We start from the raw sequence: 16,426 nt of genomic DNA on the forward strand, positions 1-16,426 counted from the left end.
GAGAGGCAAATAAGTTTAAATTGCAATATAACTTGTATAATTTGATTTATATTTATGTAATAAATGTAAATATTGAATTTAAATTACATATATATAGAAATATATAAAAATATACTACGTGTTTTACGTCTGTTTTTACACGAAGATGCCAATGGGCGATTTGCCTTCTTTCTCGCCGTCATTCCGGCCTTGAGCCGGAATCCATTAAGCGCAAGTCCTTGCGCGCAAAGACTCTTTCTGGAAGCGCATAACAAGCGGCCCTGGATACCGGCTCAAGGCCGGTATGACGAATAAACGTGGGAATAGCTTTGTCAGCAGTCTGAACGGGCGGCATGAAAGGTGCCGCCCGTTTCAGGTCTATCAGTTTGAAATCAGACGCTCAGGAGAAGAAGCGCGCCTGCGCCAGCGGCTGCTGGACCAATGGCGGGAAATCATCGGGGGTGATGGTTTCCTTGTCGAGCAGCATGCGGGCGCCGTCGTCGAGGTCCTTGCGGCGCTGGCTGAGAACCGCCTTGGCGCGTTCATAGGCCTCGTCGATCAGTTTGCGGATCGCAAGGTCGACCTCGCGGGCGGTGACGTCGGAATAGTCCTTCGGCTTGCCCATGGCGGGGCCGCTTTCCAGATATTGCGCGCGCTGCTGCTCCAGTGCCGTCTGGCCGATATCGGGGTCCATGCCGAAGCTCATCACATATTGCTTGGCAATGTCGGTGACCCGCGCAAGGTCATCGGAGGCGCCGGTGGAGATTTCGCCATAGACGAGGTCTTCGGCCGCGCGGCCGGCCAGCAGCACCACCATGCGGTCGCGCAACTCGCCCGCGGTGATCAGGAACCGGTCTTCGGTCGGCCGCTGCATGGTGTAGCCGAGCGCGCCGATCGAGCGGGGAATGATCGAGATCTTGTGCACCGGATCGGTCTTGGGCAGGGCGGCGGCGGCCAGCGCATGGCCCATTTCGTGGAAGGCGACACGTTCGCGTTCATCGGGGTTCAGCAGCCGGCCACGGCGTTCGGAGCCTGCGACAATGCGTTCCACGGCCAGGGTGAAGTCGTCCATGGTCACATATTCACCGTCGCGCCGGGTGGCGAAGATCGCGGCCTCGTTGACCAGATTGGCGAGATCGGCGCCGGAAAAGCCGGGTGTCAGAGCCGCGACTTCATCGGCGCTGACCGCGTCGGCCAGCTTCACCTTCTTCATGTGAACGGCCAGAATGGCCGCGCGGCCCTCCCGGTCCGGCCGGTCCATCACCACCTGACGGTCGAAACGGCCTGCGCGGGTGAGTGCCGGGTCGAGCACTTCCGGGCGGTTGGTGGCGGCCAGAATGACGATGCCGGCGGAGGGGTCGAAACCATCCAGTTCCACCAGAAGCTGGTTCAGCGTCTGTTCCTTCTCGTCATTTCCGCCGCCGCCGAAAGAATTGCGCGCGCGGCCGAGCGCATCGAGTTCATCGATGAAGATGATGCAGGGGGCCATTTCGCGGGCCTGCTTGAACAGGTCGCGCACGCGTGCTGCGCCGACGCCGACGAACATTTCGACAAATTCCGAACCGGAAATCGAGAAGAATGTCACGTCAGCCTCGCCGGCCACTGCCTTGGCAATCAGCGTCTTGCCGGTGCCGGGCGGGCCGACGAGCAACAGACCCTTGGGAATGCGCGCGCCGAGCCGGCCGAACTTGTCGCGCTCGGTCAGAAACGAGACGACCTCTTTCAGCTCCGTCTTGGCCTCGTCGGCGCCGGCGACATCGTCGAAGGTGACCCCGGTTCTGCGCTCGACATAGATTTTCGCCTTGGACTTGCCGACATTCATCATGCCGCCAAGGCCCATGCCCTGCTTTTCCGCGAATTTGCGGAAGAACCATGCCCAGATCGCGAAGAAGATGACGATCGGCAGCACCCAGGACAGGATCTTCGTCAGCATGCTGTGATCGGGAACGCCGGTCACGTCCACCTTGTACTTGTCGAAATCGACCGCGAGTTCCTGGGGGACGCGGTAGGTCACGAAGTATTCCTTGCCGTCGATGGCGCTCTTGAACTGCCCCTGGATGGTGTTGTCGGCGATCGCGACGGACTGAACCTGGCCCTTCTCGATATAATTGATCATTTCGGAATAACTGATCTGGGCGACGTCGCGTGACGTAAACCACATCTGGAAGCCGATGATGATCAGAAAGGCCAACAGAAAATAGCCAATATTGAATGTATTCTTGCGTTCCATCGGTCAAACTCCCCTGCGGCACGTCCTTGCGGCCTAGTCTATAGCCGCGGCTTTGCGTTGCAGGCAATTGCAAAACGCACGCGCTATGCGGTCACCGCAGGTCCGCAGGGCGTTGGATGGTATCGAAGCCGTCGCGAAAAAGTGAGATTGAACCGATCGGTTCGACTTGCGCCGGCGATGTTTTTTGTTCAATCTGTCAGGACGTGAAAAGGCGGTGATTCAACGCCGGGAGACTGTCGAATGTCATTTTGGGAAAAGCTGGTCAATTTCGTCAGTCAATCCGCCGGCAATGTGCTGACGAGCGTTGTCGAAGCCGTGCGGACTCTGTTCGAAGGAGACCCCGAAACACGCCGGCAGGTTGCCTTCTCGGTCTCGCTCATTGCGCTTTCGGCCAAGATGGCCAAGGCCGACGGTTTCGTGACCATCGAGGAAGTTGACGCTTTTCACGAGATTTTCGAAATCCCGGAAGGCGAGCGGGACAATGTTGCCCGTCTCTACAATCTGGCGCGTCAGGATATTGCCGGTTACGAGGCTTATGCCCAAAAGCTGAAGCATCTTTGTGCCGAAGGCGATGAAGGTTGCCCGCTTCTGGAGGAAATTATCGACGGGCTGTTCCACATCGCCAAGGCGGATGGCGCCGTGCATGAAAAGGAACTCGCCTTTCTGGCGCGTGTTGCCGAGATTTTCGGCATCAGCGAAGCGCGGTTCACCGCGATCTGCGCCCGTCATATGGAGATGGGCGACCGTGACCCCTATGGTGTTCTCGGGGTTTCGCGCAGTGACGATTTCAAGACCATCCGCTCGCGTTACCGGGCGCTGGTGGCTGAAAATCATCCCGACCGGCTGATTGCGCGCGGTGTGCCGAAGGAATTCCATGCTGCCGCCAATGATCGGATGGCGCGCATCAATGCGGCCTATGAGGAAATCGAGCGTGAACGCAAGGCTGCCTGAGGTGGCTGTGCGCACCTTCTGTGCCTTGCCTCTGGCGTTTGCCGTTTTCGCAAGTGCCGCTGCGGGGAATGCTGCCGAAAAGAATGCGGACGAAAAGGGCGCGGCCGATGCGCGGGCGCTGGTCATGGCTCTTCATCCAGAATATTGCGATGCCGATCTGAGCACCCGTTTCGATGGGCTCGACGTTATCGCCTATCCGGTTGTCTGGAACGAGGCTGACTATCAGGGCGCGCCGGTGGAGCATTCCGGCACGCTTTATCAGGTCAATTGTTATGTCGGCGCCTATAATCTGGTTGTCGCCTTCGTCATGAATACCGACGACAGTGATGGCGGCGGGTTGCAGCCGGTGTCCTTTGCGGTTCCGGATTTCACGCTGGACTATGCCGAAGGTGACGAAACCCGCACACAGCTTGCACAGGCGCCTGTCGTGAATGGTTTCGCTTCCGAGGCCCTGCTCATCAATCCCGACTTCGACCCCGACACCAACACCATTTGGATATTCGAGAAATGGCGCGGGCTGGGGGACGCCTATTCAGCGGGTAAGTGGACCCTGGAAAACGGCCGCTTCGTGCTGAAGTATTATGTGATCGATCCGATCTACGAGGCCAATCTCGATAATCCGCCCGAGGAACTGTCCGAGCAGAACTTCGTTCTCTATGATGCAGGGCAGGGCACGGCGCACCGTCCTTGAGCGAGCGCAAACGGCCTGGATCGGCGCTGTGCTACTGACACCGCAGCCACGGAGCGGGACAAGGTTTTTCTTGCAAATGTCCCGGTCCTTGCTCAAGCTTCCGCAACCTTGCTCAAAAGCGGCCTGGCGCGCGGCGAAACGGACCTGTTTGCCGGGCAGCGGGATATAGAGGGGTCTATGACTGCACATTTCAGGACGATGATCGTCGGGCGTGGCCTGATGGGTTCGGCTGCCGCGCGCCATCTGGCGGGCCTGCAGGACGGCGTTGCCGTGATCGGGCCGGATGAGCCCGCCGACAAGGCAAGCCACACCGGCGTTTTCGCCAGCCATTACGACGAGGGGCGGATTACCCGGACCATTGACCGCGATCCCGTCTGGGCGCGTCTGGCCAATCGTTCGATTGCGCGCTACCGCGATATCGAGCGCGAAAGCGGCATTGAGGTGTTCAACGAGGTCGGGGCGCTGATTGTCGGACCGGGCCGCTCACGCGGAAAATACGTGGAAACGATCATGGCGGCGGCTGACAGTTGCGGTGCCGCCGCAGAGATCGTCGATGCCGGGGGGCTGGTCGAGAAATTCCCTTACTTCGAATTTGCAAAGAAGACGGAAGGTGTCCTTGAGGCTTCCGGGGCCGGCTTCATTTCGCCGCGCCGCATGGTGGCCGCGCAGACCATCCTGGCCAAAAAGGCCGGCGCCACGGTGATCAAGGCGACCGTGACGAAGGTGCGCGAAAACGGCAATGGCGTCCGCGTCGAAACCGCTGACGGTGCGGTCTATACCGCGGATCAGGTGCTGGTTGCCGCCGGCGGTTTTTCCATCAATCCGGAACTGCTGCCGGGCAATCTCGACCTGACCGTGTTTGCCCGCACGGTCGCCTATTTCGAGGTCGGCGAGGAAGAGGCTGAAACGCTCAAAGCCATGCCCAGTCTGATCTACAAGCCGGAATTCGATGTCGACGGTGTCTATCTTCTGCCGCCGATCCGCTATCCCGATGGCCGTTTCTACATCAAGATCGGCGGCGATCCGGATGACGTGCCGCTTGAAACCGAGGCGGACGTGCGCGCCTGGTTCAAGTCGCGCGGCACCAATGCCACCCGCGAGCATCTGACCCGCATTCTGTGCGACCTGATGCCGGGCATCCGCGTGCTGGAGTCAACAACGGGCACCTGCGTCACGTCCTATTCGCCGTCGGGCTATCCGATGATCGGCTTTTCGCCGTCGGACAGGATTGCGGTGCTGACGGCCGGTTGCGGGGCAGGCGCCAAGAGCTCGGACGAAATCGGCCGGCTCGGTGCCGTTTTGATGGCAGGCGGGCAGCTTGCAGACGAGGGCTACGGCGTCGATTTCGCGCCCTCCTTTTCCTGATTGATCGTCACGGCGGCGAAACGGCTTCCCTTCTGCGGCAAAACCCATTAGGACGTCCGCACCAGTTGGCCGGGCGGCCGCGCTGTGCCAATGCCGAAAGGCGGTACGGTGAGGAAAGTCCGGGCTCCACGGAAACACGGTGCCGGAGAAAGTCCGGCGGGGGCGACCCCAGGGACAGTGCCACAGAAAGCAAACCGCCCCGCTTTCAGACCGCTTGTGAAAGATTACGCAAGCGGCCTGATGGCGGGGTAAGGGTGAAAGGGTGGGGTAAGAGCCCACCGCGCCGGCGGCAACGTCAGGCGGCACGGTAAACCCCACCGGGAGCAAAACCGAATAGGGATGACGCGGCGCTTGTCGCCAGCCTGTTTCCAGGCCGGTCATCCGGGTGGGTTGCGAGAGGCAGTGCGCAAGTGCTGTCCCAGATGAATGGCCGCCACGTTCTGCGGGAAACTGCAGAGCCTTACAGAACCCGGCTTACAGGCCAACTGGTCCATTTTTCTTTGTTCTGGTCCGTTTTGGGACCAGCCGCCACGTCTCGTTTCCGGGACGTGGCGTTTTTTATTTCCATAATATTTTCAGTCTTTTGCAGGCGAAAGCTTTCGTTAATAGCCGGTTGGTAGAATCGACGTTTGAAAAGCGTTTCCGACGTGGTTAATAGCAGGTTGTCCCATTGACGCCCAATTCTGCCCATGTTATCCCATTTACCAAGAGTTCGCCGCCTGCGGCATATGGGTGGCAAATCAGTTCTAAGTCTTTGCATTTCGTGCTGAATTCGCCCTTTGGGCGAAGCGGGTTTCTTGTGTCTTTTTGGAGAAGGGCTGTCGGACGAAGGCTGCCAAAGTCTTCGGTGGTTTTGCGTCATGAACCGGTTTCTTTCCAATGCGACCAAGAAGATCGATGCGAAGGGGAGGGTCTCGGTGCCTGCGGTTTTCCGCACGGTTCTGGCCGAAAGAAAGATTGCGGAGCTCTACTGCTTCCAGGATTTCATCTTTCCCGCCATTTCCATCGGTGGTCCCGATCTTCTCGACCGCTTCGAGCGGCAGATCGATCAGGAGGACCCGTTTTCGGCAGAAGCGAACAGCATGTCGCTGCTGATCCATGGTGGCGGTGTGTTTGCGAAACTCGATGCCGAGGGACGGCTGATGATCACGGATTTCATCCGCGACTTCACCGGCATCGACAAGGAGGTCACTTTCGTGGGTCGGGCGGACCACTTCCAGCTTTGGGAGCCGCAGGCCTTTCAGGAGGCGCAGGCCGAGGCGCGCAGGGCGCGTTTTCAGCAACGCGCAGGCGGTTGAATAAACGAGGGAACGGAATGTCGGGGACACTTGGCATGGCGGATGCCAATGGCGGACCGGTTCGCCACATTCCGGTGATGCTTGCCGAGGTGCGGGGCGCACTTGCCCCGGCACCCGGCAAGATTATTCTGGACGGAACCTTCGGCGCCGGCGGTTATTCGAAAGCGCTGCTCGATGCCGGGGCAACCGTCATCGGTCTCGACCGGGACCCAAACGCCATCGCGGCGGCAGATGATATGCGCGCTGCCTATGGCGATCGCCTGCAGCTTCATCACACCCAATTTTCTGTGCTCGATCAGTTTGCGCCGGCAGAAGGCCTCGACGGTGTCGTGCTCGATATCGGCGTCTCCTCGATGCAGATCGATGAGGCCGAACGCGGGTTTTCGTTCCAGAAGAACGGGCCGCTCGACATGCGCATGTCGGGTGAGGGCGTTTCGGCCGCCGACGTCGTCAACCGCGCCAAGGTGAACGATCTGACCCGGATCTTCGGCATTCTCGGTGAGGAAAAGAACGCGGGCCGCATTGCGCGTGCCATCGAAAAACGCCGTCAGGATGAGCCGTTTGCCACCACCCGCGATCTGGCCGGGCTGATCGAGATCGTCACGCCGCGCCGTGCCAAGGACAAGATCCATCCGGCGACCCGCGTGTTCCAGGCGCTTCGCGTTTATGTAAATGACGAGCTTGGCGAACTGGCCGGCGCACTGCTTGCCGCAGAGCGCAGCCTGAAGCCCGGCGGCGTGCTGGCTGTCGTCACCTTCCATTCGCTGGAAGACCGGATCGTCAAGCAGTTCATCGCGGCGCGCCTCGGCAAGGCCGGCGGTTCGCGTCACCTGCCGGCGGTCGAGCCGGCGCCGGCTCTTTTCAATCAGCCGGGCAAGGCGATGATCTCTGCCAGCGAGGCCGAGGCCGCCGAAAACCCGCGTGCGCGTTCCGCCAAGCTCAGGGCCGCGATCCGCACGGATGTTCCCGCACCGGCAACCGGGCTTGATGCCTTCGGCCTGCCGGCCCTTGCCGATCTTTCCCGCCTTGGAGGTTACGAGAACTGATGCTGCGTCCGCTCGATCTCATTCTCATTCTGGCCATGGTGGTGACGGCGACCGTCACCTACACGATCAAATACAGCGCCGAGGCAACGCTCGACGAGGTGCGCAGTCTCGATGACCAGATCGCGCTTGAGGAAAACACGATCGACCTTCTGAAGGCCGACGAGGCCCTGTTGACGCAGCCCGCGCGCATGGCGCGGCTGTCGGAATATTTTTCCGCCGAGCTTGGCCTTGAACCCGCCGAGCCCGAGCAGATCGCAACCCTCGATCAGCTTCCGCCGATTGCGCCCGAACCTCAGCCGGAAGACCTTCCGCCGCTGATGGCCGGGGATGCGCCCGACGGCACGGATCTCGTCATAACCGGATCGGTGAACCCATGATGAAACTTGCCAGCATCTTCAAGAAAAAGACCGAAGCGAAGCGCGCCGATGCCAGCGAGGCGGCAGCCCCGCAGACCGATGTGTTTCAGGGAACGGCCAAGAAGCGCGTCAGCCTTGCGCGCAGCCGCGTCGCTTTCGTCACGGTTGCCTTTGTAGCCGTCTATGCCGTAATCGGCGGCCGGCTGGTGCACTATTCGCTGGCCAAGGAAGACGGAACCGTGGCGCGCGCGGCCGCACCGCTGACGCTTGCCCGCCGTCCCGATATCGTCGACCGCAACGGCGCCATCATGGCAACCGACGTGCGGATGATGTCGCTTTATGCCGACCCTTCGATGATCACCAGCGCCGATGATGTTCTGGAAGCGCTGAAGCCGATTTTCCCCGATCTCGACGTCAAGCGCGCCTACCGTCTGCTGCGGTCCAGAGGCGAATTCGTCTGGCTGAAGCGTCAGATCACGCCCAGACAGCAGAGCCAGGTGCTGGCCGCTGGCGTGCCGGGCGTCGGTTTTCGTCCCGAAGTGCGCCGCTTTTATCCGGGTGGCCCCGAAGCAGCCCATATTCTGGGGCTTGTCGATATCGACAACAGAGGCCTGTCCGGCATCGAACGCTACATGGACAAGACCGACGGCATTTCCGGCTTGATGGGCCTTGGCCTGACCGGGTCGATGGGTCTGAAGCCTTTCGAGGTCTCGCTTGATTTGAGGGCGGAAAGCATTGTCCGCGATACGCTGGTTCGTGGCGTTGAGAAATTCGAGGCGCTGGGCGCGACCGGGATCATCCTCAGGGCCGATACCGGCGAGGTCGTGGCGCTGGCATCCTACCCGGATTTCGATCCCAACAACCCGCCGCCTGCCAGCGACAAGCGGATGCTCAACCACGCGATTACCGGCGTTTACGAGATGGGCTCGACCTTCAAGCTGTTCACGCTTGCGATGGGGCTGGAATCCGGCAAGTTTAATCTGCAGAGCATGGTTGACGCCAAGACACCGCTTTATTTCGGTTCGTCGCGCATCGGTGACGACCACGCCCAGAACCGGATCCTGACCTATCCGGAAGTCTTCACCTATTCCTCCAATATCGGTGCCTCGCGCATTGCCGGCGCCGTCGGGCCCGACTACCAGAAGAATTTCCTCGAGAAACTGGGCCTGCTCGATCGCATCGAAACCGAGATCGGCGGTTCGGGCACGCCGCAGAAACCGCAGAAATGGGGCGGCGTCTTTTCCGCGACCGTTTCCTTTGGCCAGGGCATCACCACCACGCCGTTGCAGACGGCAGCCGCGGCTGCCGCCATCATCAACGGGGGCAAGCTGATGCCGCCGACCTTCCTGCCGCGCACGCCGGAAGAGGCCGACCGTGCGGCCACGCGGGTGATTTCCGAGGACACCAGCGACAAGATGCGCTACCTGCTGCGTCTGAACGGAACCGAGGGTTCCGGCCGCAACGGACAGGTGCCCGGCTACCGAGTCGGCGCCAAGACCGGCACGGCGGAAAAGATTATCGATGGCAAATATGCCCACGACCATAATTTCAACGCCTTTCTTGCCGCATTTCCGATGGACGATCCCGAATATGTCGTTCTCGTCACCATCGATGATCCGAAGAAGGTCGAAGGTGTTCCCGGCCGGACGGCCGCCTGGAATGCCGGTCCGATGACAGGCGAGATCATCCGCCGCACGGCCCCGATTCTCGGCGTCGACCCCGATTTCGGGGAAGACGGCAATGCCCGGCTTGCGGCATACTGAGGTATGATTCCGGTCGGTGCGGTTTTCGAATCGGCCGGACAGAACGGAAGAGATTGAAAATGCTGATGCGCGCGCTGGCCGGAACGGCCTTTCCCGAACTGAATGCGGCTCTGGCCGGGCGCGCCGGTGCAATCGAGATTACCGGGATTGCTGCCGACAGCCGCAAGGTTGAACCCGGCATGCTGTTCGTTGCCGTTGCTGGCACCAGGGCCGATGGCGCCGCCTTCATAAACGACGCGGCTGAAAAGGGCGCTGTGGTCGCCGTCAGCGCCTCAAACGTCGACAATGCGAGCATTCCCGTTCTGCAGGTCGAAAACCCGCGCCTGTTTCTGGCGCTTGCCGCCGCGCGGTTCTACGGGGCGCAGCCGAAGACCATGGTGGCTGTCACGGGCACGGCGGGCAAGACCTCCGTTGCGTCGTTCACCCGCCAGATCTGGGCCTTTGCCGGACATCCCGCTGCGATGATCGGGACCACCGGCGTGATCGCGCCCGGCCGCAAGGATTACGGCGCCCTGACGACGCCCGATCCGGTCGTGCTGCATGCGCTTCTGGCCGAACTTGCCGAAAACGGCGTGACCCATGCGGCAATGGAGGCCTCCAGCCACGGCCTCGACCAGTACCGCCTTGACGGTGTGACGCTTGCAGCGGCCGGTTTCACCAATCTCGGCCGCGATCACATGGATTACCACCCGACGGTGGAGAGCTATTTCGGTGCCAAGATGCACCTCTTCGACCGGGTTCTGCCGCGCGGCGCTCCGGCGGTCATCAATGCCGATGACGAATGGTCGATGCGCGCTGCAGAAGCCGCGAAAGCGGCCGGCCACAAGGTGCTGACGGTGGGTCGCAACGGCGATTTCCTGACGCTGAAACGCGTCGAGCAGAAGCGCGACAGCCAGTTTGCCGAGGTTTTGCACCAGGGCGCGATCCACGAGGTGCGGCTGCCGCTTGCCGGTGAATTTCAGATTTCCAACGCGCTTGTCGCTGCCGGCCTTGCGATCGCCACCGGTGTTTCGGCGAAGGACGCGCTTGCCGCCCTTGAAAAGCTTGAGGGCGCCGATGGCCGTCTGCAGCTTGCCGGCAAGGCGAAAAACGGCGCGCTGGCCTATGTCGATTATGCCCACAAGCCGGATGCGCTGGAAAAGGTTCTGGCCGCAGTCCGCCCGTTTACCACCGGCCGTGTCGTGGTGGTGTTCGGTTGCGGCGGTGACCGGGACAAGGGCAAGCGACCGATCATGGGCGAAATCGCCACACGGCTGGCCGATATCGTGATTGTCACCGATGACAATCCGCGTTCGGAAGAACCGGCCGTGATCCGTTCGGAAATCATGGCTGCCGCGCCCGGCGCCGTCGAGATCGGCGACCGCCGTGAAGCCATCATCCATGCAGCCGGTCTGCTGAAACAGGGCGACACGCTGATTGTCGCCGGCAAGGGCCATGAGGAAGGGCAGACGGCCGGTGGCGTCACCCGCCCGTTCTCCGATCTGGCTGAAGTGAAAAAGGCACTGGAGGATACGCAATCGTGAGTTTGCTATGGACATCAGCCGAAATGGTCACGGCCATGGACGGCCGTCCCGTCGGTGAACTGCCGGAAGGCGTGAACGGAATTTCAATCGACAGCCGCACGATCGCGCCCGGTGAGGCGTTCTTTGCCATTACCGGCGACAGGGTGGACGGTCATTCCTTTGCAGGCCATGCTGCGGCCAACGGCGCGGGCATGCTGGTGATCTCGGAAGCGAAACTGCCGGCTCTCGGACGTCTGACCTGCCCGATGATCGTGGTCGACGACGTGCTGGAGGCGATGGTGCGTCTTGCCGCGGCCTCGAGGGCGCGCGTTGCCGGCCGGATCATTGCCGTCACAGGCTCGGTCGGCAAGACCAGCACCAAGGAAATGATAGCGCGCGGGCTGAAGGCCTCGGGCAAGGTGCATGCGGCGGTGGCGTCGTTCAACAATCACTGGGGCGTGCCGCTGACACTGGCGCGCATGCCGGCCGATACCGAATTCGGCGTGTTCGAGATCGGCATGAACCATTCCGGCGAAATCCGTCCGCTGACCAAGCTGGTTCGCCCGCATGTGGCGGTGGTGACCACGGTCGCGCCGGTCCATATCGGCAATTTTTCCGGCATCCGCGAAATCGCGGCCGCCAAAGCGGAGATTTTCGAGGGACTGGAGCCGGATGGCGCTGCCATTATCAACCGCGATATCGATGAATTCGAACATCTGGCGCGGGCGGCGAAAAACTGCGGTGCGCAGATCGTTTCCTTCGGCGAGCACGCCAAGGCGCTGTTCCGTCTTCTCGATTACCGCACCATCGGCGACAAGGGGCATGTGCAGGCGCTGCTGGGAACCGAAGAACCGGTTGCCTTCAATCTGGGCCTTGCCGGCCAGCATATGGCGGAAAACGCTCTGGCCGCACTTGCTGCGATCTCTATGGCGGGCGGCGATGCCCATGCCGCGCTCGAAGCGCTTGAAACAGCAGAGCAGCTGAAGGGCCGGGGGCTGCGCCAGCAGCTGGCCATCGGCGATGGTACCGTCACCCTGATCGATGAAAGCTATAACGCCAATCCGGCGTCGATGCGGGCCGCGCTTGAACTGTTGGGGGCGGGAAACCAGGGCGGCCGCAGGATCGCCATACTCGGCGATATGCTCGAACTCGGCGATTATGCCGAAGACGCGCATGAGGCGCTTGCCGGGCCGCTGGTATCCTCCGGTGTCACGGATGTCTGGCTTGCCGGAGAGCATGTGAAGGCGCTGCGCGATGCCCTGCCGGAAAGCATTGTTGTGGAATATCGGGAGAATGCCGAAGAACTGGCCGAATTCGCCGCCGGTGCGCTCGCGGCCGGTGATACGGTGATGGTAAAGTCGTCCAATGGTTCGGGATTCGGCAAAATCGTCGCGAAACTGGTCGATACCTATCCCGCACGGTGATAAACCGCGCATAAACATTTTCGTGGTAAACAGACGTTTGAGATACCGCGCAAAACGCAATTCTGAGACGCCGGTTGCGGCCCGTTCAGGGCCTGACCCGGCGTATTTCGCCGTCGCTGGAAAGGGGCGTTCATGCTGATTTGGCTTGTGGAGTTGTCCGACAGGTTCCAGTTTTTCAATCTGTTCCGCTATATCACGTTTCGCTCCGGCGCGGCCGTCTTCACCTCGGCGCTGATCGTCTTTCTGTTCGGACCCCGGATTATCGCCGCGTTGCGCATCCGCCAGGGCAAGGGGCAGCCGATTCGCGCCGACGGGCCGCAGACCCATTTCAAGAAGGCCGGCACGCCGACCATGGGCGGGCTGATGATTCTTGCCGGCATTGTCGGCTCCGCACTTTTGTGGGCCGATCTGTCCAATGCCTATGTGGTTGCGACCTTGCTGGTAACGCTGGGTTTCGGCGCGATCGGCTTTTATGACGACTACCTCAAGGTCACCAAGCAGTCGGACAAGGGATTTTCCGGCCGGCGGCGGCTGTTTTTCGAATTTGTGATTGCCGGTGTGGCGGTCGCCTTCATGATGTATGCCGCCAATCTGGCTTCGATTGACGGGGCGACGCTGGGCTCGGCGCTGACCTTCCCCTTCTTCAAGGATGTGATCATCGATCTTGGCTGGTTCTTCATTCCCTTCGGCGCTTTCGTGATCGTTGCCGCCGGCAATTCGGTGAACCTGACCGACGGTCTCGACGGATTGGCGACCGTGCCGGTGATCATTGCCTCCGGTTCGTTTGCGCTGATCGCCTATGTCGTCGGCAACTCCGTGTTCGCAAGCTACCTGCAGATCAATTACGTGCCGGGCACCGGCGAACTCGTGGTGCTGCTGTCGGCCGTGATCGGCGCCTGCATGGGCTTTTTGTGGTTCAACGCCCCGCCGGCCGCCATTTTCATGGGCGATACCGGTTCGCTGGCGCTGGGCGGGCTGATCGGCTCGGTCGCGGTTGCCACCAAGCATGAGATCGTGATGGCGATCATCTGCGGTCTGTTCGTGCTCGAGGCGCTGTCCGTCATCATTCAGGTGGCGGTGTACAAGAAGACCGCCAAACGGGTGTTCCTGATGGCGCCGATCCACCACCATTTCGAAAAGCTCGGCTGGACCGAAAGCCAGGTGGTGATCCGGTTCTGGATCATTTCCTTCGGTCTGGCCATGATCGGCCTTTCGACCCTGAAACTGCGATAGGAAAATAATCCGTGATTCCGGTCTCCGTCTTTTCCGGCAAAAAAATCGCTCTTTTCGGGCTTGGCGGTTCGGGGCTTGCGAGCGCACGCGCACTCGTGGCCGGCGGTGCGGAGGTCTCCGCCTTTGATGATCGCGCGGAAAGCCGCGCGGCAGCCGCTGCCGCCGGGATCCCGGTGGTCGATCTGAAAGACGCGGACTGGAGCGCCTTCGAGGCGCTGGTGCTGGCGCCGGGCGTGCCGCTGACCCATCCCAAACCGCACTGGAGCGTGGAACTGGCGAGCGCGGCGGGCGTCGAGATCATCGGCGATGTCGAGCTGTTTGCACGGGAGCGCCGCGCCACATGCCCGGATGCAAAGCTGATCGCGATTACCGGCACCAACGGCAAGTCGACGACCACGGCGCTGATCGGCCATATTCTGGCAGAGGCCGGACGCGATGCGCAGATCGGCGGCAATATCGGCCGGGCGGTGCTCGATCTCGACCCGCTTGCGCCCGAACGCTTTTACGTGGTGGAGTGCTCCTCCTACCAGATCGATCTGGCCCCGACGCTGGATGCCGATGTCGGCCTGCTCCTGAACCTCACACCGGACCATCTCGACCGTCACGGCGATATGGATCGCTATGCGGCGATCAAGGAACGGCTGGTGGCAGGGGCGAAAAACGCTGTTGTCGGCGCCGATGACCAATATTGCTGCGATATCGCCGCGCGTCTGCGCAGCGCCGGTCACAGCGTGATAGATATTTCCGCCGACCGTAGCCTTATCGAGGCCGGTCTGGCGTTTGACGGGAAGGCGATCGTCTCCGTGGGCAAGGGGGACGATCATGTGGTGGCCGACCTGTCCACCCATACCGTGCTGCGCGGGGCGCATAATGGCCAGAACGTCGCCGCCGCCATTGCGGCCTGCCGCGTGGTCAGCCTTTCGGACACGGAAATCCTGTCCGGTATCGCCACGTTCAAAGGTCTGTCGCATCGCATGCAGCCGATCGCGCGGCGCGGCAAGGTGTTGTTCGTCAATGATTCCAAGGCGACCAACGCCGAAGCGGCAGCGCCTGCGCTCAAGACCTTCGACAATATCTACTGGATTGCGGGCGGGCGGCCAAAACAGGGCGGCATTGCCGCCTTGGAGACGTTTTTTCCCAGGATCAGCAAGGCCTATCTGATTGGCGAGGCGGCGGACGCCTTTGCCGGGACGTTGCGCGACAAGACCGAAATCGTCATGTCCGGCACGCTGGAAAAGGCCGTCGGCGATGCCGCGCGCGACGCTGAGGCCGGGGACGGGGAAACGCCTGTGGTGCTGCTTTCACCCGCCTGCGCCAGCTTCGATCAGTTCACAAGTTTTGAAAAGCGGGGCGACGCCTTCGTCAGCGCCGTCATGGCGCTTGATGGCATCATGCCGCCCGATGAAACCGGCAGGGAGAAATAAGCCATGGTCTCTCGTGTCCAACGCGGACCGATCGCGGACTGGTTCTGGACCATCGACAGATGGCTGCTTGCAGCCTTTATCGCGTTGATGGGCATCGGCTTCATGCTGTCATTTGCCGCATCGCCCGCCGTTGCCGACCGTCTTGGCTATGACAGTTTTCACTTTGTTCGCCGCCATGCGATCTTCATCTTTCCCTCGCTTGCGGTGATGATCGGCCTGTCCTTCTGTTCGCCGCGGATGATCCGGCGGCTGGCGGTGATCATTCTGGTCGGTTCGCTGTTGATGATGGTCGCCGCGCTCTTTATCGGTACGGCCAATAACGGTTCCAGACGCTGGATCGTGCTGGCCGGGTTTTCCGTGCAGCCGTCGGAGTTTCTGAAGCCCGCCTTTGCGGTGGTCTGCGCCTGGCTTTTTGCCGAACATCAGCGCTATCCCGAAATTCCGGGCAATCTGTTTGCCGGCATCCTGTTCATCATTTCCGCTGTGCTTCTGATTGCCCAGCCCGACTTCGGTCAGACCGTGCTGTTGGGCATCGTCTGGGGCGGTATCTTCTTCATGGCGGGCATGTCGTGGGTGTGGATTGCCGGTCTTGGCGGCATTGGCATGGCCGGCATTTTGGCGGCCTATACTTGGCTGCCGCATGTGACCTCGCGTATCGACCGGTTCTTGACCGGCGAGGGTGATAACCTGCAGGTGGAGCTGGCCGCAAAGGCGATCCAGCATGGCGGCCTGTTCGGCCTCGGGCCGGGCGAGGGGATCGTCAAACGCCGGCTTCCCGACAGCCATACGGACTTCGTGTTTTCGGTGGCGGCGGAAGAATTCGGCATTCTGTTCTGCATGTTCATCGTCTCGATCTTCGCCTTCATCGTGTTGCGCGGGCTGACCCATGCCTATCGCGAGCGCGATGATTTCGCCCGTTTTGCCGTAGCCGGCCTCGTGCTTCAGATCGGCATGCAGTCGGTCATCAATATCGGCGTTGCACTGCAGCTGATGCCGGCAAAGGGCATGACCCTGCCGCTGATTTCGGCCGGCGGATCGTCGATGATCGCGACCTGCATCGGTGCGGGCTTCATTCTGGCGCTGACACGCCACCGGCCCGAAAAGCGTGCCCGTCAGGACCATTTCTTTGAACCGGGCAGGCCGCGCGGCGTGGCGGCGGAGTAG

General features: G+C 61.2%; 13 protein-coding genes and 1 other RNA gene. 13 read left to right on the forward strand and 1 reads right to left on the reverse strand.

What is annotated here, in order from left to right:
- Positions 1–379: 379 nt before the first annotated feature.
- Positions 380–2,209, reverse strand: a complete 1,830-nt coding sequence (gene ftsH / locus ACHZCU_RS16075; protein WP_319519552.1) for an ATP-dependent zinc metalloprotease FtsH — start codon at positions 2,207–2,209, stop codon at positions 380–382.
- Positions 2,210–2,449: 240 nt separating this feature from the next.
- Here ftsH and ACHZCU_RS16080 point away from each other — a divergent pair, with 240 nt between their 5' ends.
- The 13 genes from ACHZCU_RS16080 to ftsW all read left to right on the forward strand — a co-directional run bounded on the left by ACHZCU_RS16080 (position 2,450) and on the right by ftsW (position 16,426).
- Complete coding sequence (locus ACHZCU_RS16080; protein WP_106301412.1) at positions 2,450–3,160, forward strand: TerB family tellurite resistance protein; 711 nt, start codon at positions 2,450–2,452, stop codon at positions 3,158–3,160.
- Positions 3,141–3,851, forward strand: a complete 711-nt coding sequence (locus tag ACHZCU_RS16085) for a DUF1176 domain-containing protein (protein WP_319519553.1) — start codon at positions 3,141–3,143, stop codon at positions 3,849–3,851. The genes ACHZCU_RS16080 and ACHZCU_RS16085 overlap by 20 nt, the downstream gene beginning before the upstream one ends.
- A 177-nt stretch (positions 3,852–4,028) precedes the next feature.
- Positions 4,029–5,216, forward strand: coding sequence for an FAD-dependent oxidoreductase (locus ACHZCU_RS16090; protein WP_319519554.1), 1,188 nt, complete (start codon positions 4,029–4,031; stop codon positions 5,214–5,216).
- Positions 5,217–5,277: 61 nt separating this feature from the next.
- Positions 5,278–5,709, forward strand: an RNA gene (gene rnpB, locus ACHZCU_RS16095) — RNase P RNA component class A.
- A gap of 367 nt (positions 5,710–6,076) precedes the next feature.
- Entirely contained in the window at positions 6,077–6,514 is a 438-nt protein-coding gene (gene mraZ / locus ACHZCU_RS16100) for a division/cell wall cluster transcriptional repressor MraZ (RefSeq protein ID WP_319519555.1), read from the forward strand.
- Positions 6,515–6,531: 17 nt separating this feature from the next.
- Entirely contained in the window at positions 6,532–7,560 is a 1,029-nt protein-coding gene (gene rsmH, locus ACHZCU_RS16105; protein WP_319519556.1) for a 16S rRNA (cytosine(1402)-N(4))-methyltransferase RsmH, read from the forward strand.
- Positions 7,560–7,937 carry a hypothetical protein gene (locus tag ACHZCU_RS16110; RefSeq protein ID WP_106301400.1) on the forward strand — a complete coding sequence of 126 codons (378 nt, stop codon included), beginning with the start codon at positions 7,560–7,562 and terminating at the stop codon, positions 7,935–7,937. The genes rsmH and ACHZCU_RS16110 overlap by 1 nt, the downstream gene beginning before the upstream one ends.
- A complete protein-coding gene (locus tag ACHZCU_RS16115; RefSeq protein ID WP_394706079.1) occupies positions 7,937–9,679 on the forward strand; it encodes a peptidoglycan D,D-transpeptidase FtsI family protein in 1,743 nt (580 codons plus the stop codon). The genes ACHZCU_RS16110 and ACHZCU_RS16115 overlap by 1 nt, the downstream gene beginning before the upstream one ends.
- A gap of 59 nt (positions 9,680–9,738) precedes the next feature.
- On the forward strand, positions 9,739–11,202 hold the full coding sequence (locus tag ACHZCU_RS16120) for a UDP-N-acetylmuramoyl-L-alanyl-D-glutamate--2,6-diaminopimelate ligase (protein ID WP_319519557.1): 1,464 nt from the start codon (positions 9,739–9,741) through the stop codon (positions 11,200–11,202).
- Complete coding sequence (locus tag ACHZCU_RS16125; protein WP_106301391.1) at positions 11,199–12,605, forward strand: UDP-N-acetylmuramoylalanyl-D-glutamyl-2,6-diaminopimelate--D-alanyl-D-alanine ligase; 1,407 nt, start codon at positions 11,199–11,201, stop codon at positions 12,603–12,605. Before ACHZCU_RS16120 ends, ACHZCU_RS16125 begins: the two co-directional genes overlap by 4 nt.
- A 132-nt stretch (positions 12,606–12,737) precedes the next feature.
- Positions 12,738–13,838, forward strand: coding sequence for a phospho-N-acetylmuramoyl-pentapeptide-transferase (mraY, locus tag ACHZCU_RS16130; protein ID WP_106301388.1), 1,101 nt, complete (start codon positions 12,738–12,740; stop codon positions 13,836–13,838).
- 11 nt (positions 13,839–13,849) lie between these two features.
- Positions 13,850–15,262 (forward strand): UDP-N-acetylmuramoyl-L-alanine--D-glutamate ligase, encoded by a 1,413-nt coding sequence (gene murD, locus ACHZCU_RS16135; RefSeq protein ID WP_319519558.1) that lies wholly within the window; start codon positions 13,850–13,852, stop codon positions 15,260–15,262.
- 3 nt (positions 15,263–15,265) lie between these two features.
- Entirely contained in the window at positions 15,266–16,426 is a 1,161-nt protein-coding gene (gene ftsW / locus ACHZCU_RS16140; RefSeq protein ID WP_106301383.1) for a putative lipid II flippase FtsW, read from the forward strand.

This window comes from uncultured Martelella sp. (genome assembly GCF_963677965.2).
In the GTDB taxonomy this organism is placed as follows: Bacteria; Pseudomonadota; Alphaproteobacteria; order Rhizobiales; family Rhizobiaceae; genus Martelella; species Martelella mangrovi.

Coding starts and splice junctions, on each gene's coding strand:
- mraZ (WP_319519555.1), top strand. CDS start 6,077: ATGAACCGGTTTCTTTCCAATGCGACCAAGAAGATCGATGCGAAGGGG.
- rsmH (WP_319519556.1), top strand. CDS start 6,532: ATGTCGGGGACACTTGGCATGGCGGATGCCAATGGCGGACCGGTTCGC.
- ACHZCU_RS16115 (WP_394706079.1), top strand. CDS start 7,937: ATGAAACTTGCCAGCATCTTCAAGAAAAAGACCGAAGCGAAGCGCGCC.
- ACHZCU_RS16110 (WP_106301400.1), top strand. CDS start 7,560: ATGCTGCGTCCGCTCGATCTCATTCTCATTCTGGCCATGGTGGTGACG.
- mraY (WP_106301388.1), top strand. CDS start 12,738: ATGCTGATTTGGCTTGTGGAGTTGTCCGACAGGTTCCAGTTTTTCAAT.
- ACHZCU_RS16080 (WP_106301412.1), top strand. CDS start 2,450: ATGTCATTTTGGGAAAAGCTGGTCAATTTCGTCAGTCAATCCGCCGGC.
- ACHZCU_RS16090 (WP_319519554.1), top strand. CDS start 4,029: ATGACTGCACATTTCAGGACGATGATCGTCGGGCGTGGCCTGATGGGT.
- ftsW (WP_106301383.1), top strand. CDS start 15,266: ATGGTCTCTCGTGTCCAACGCGGACCGATCGCGGACTGGTTCTGGACC.
- ftsH (WP_319519552.1), bottom strand. CDS start 2,209: ATGGAACGCAAGAATACATTCAATATTGGCTATTTTCTGTTGGCCTTT.
- ACHZCU_RS16120 (WP_319519557.1), top strand. CDS start 9,739: ATGCTGATGCGCGCGCTGGCCGGAACGGCCTTTCCCGAACTGAATGCG.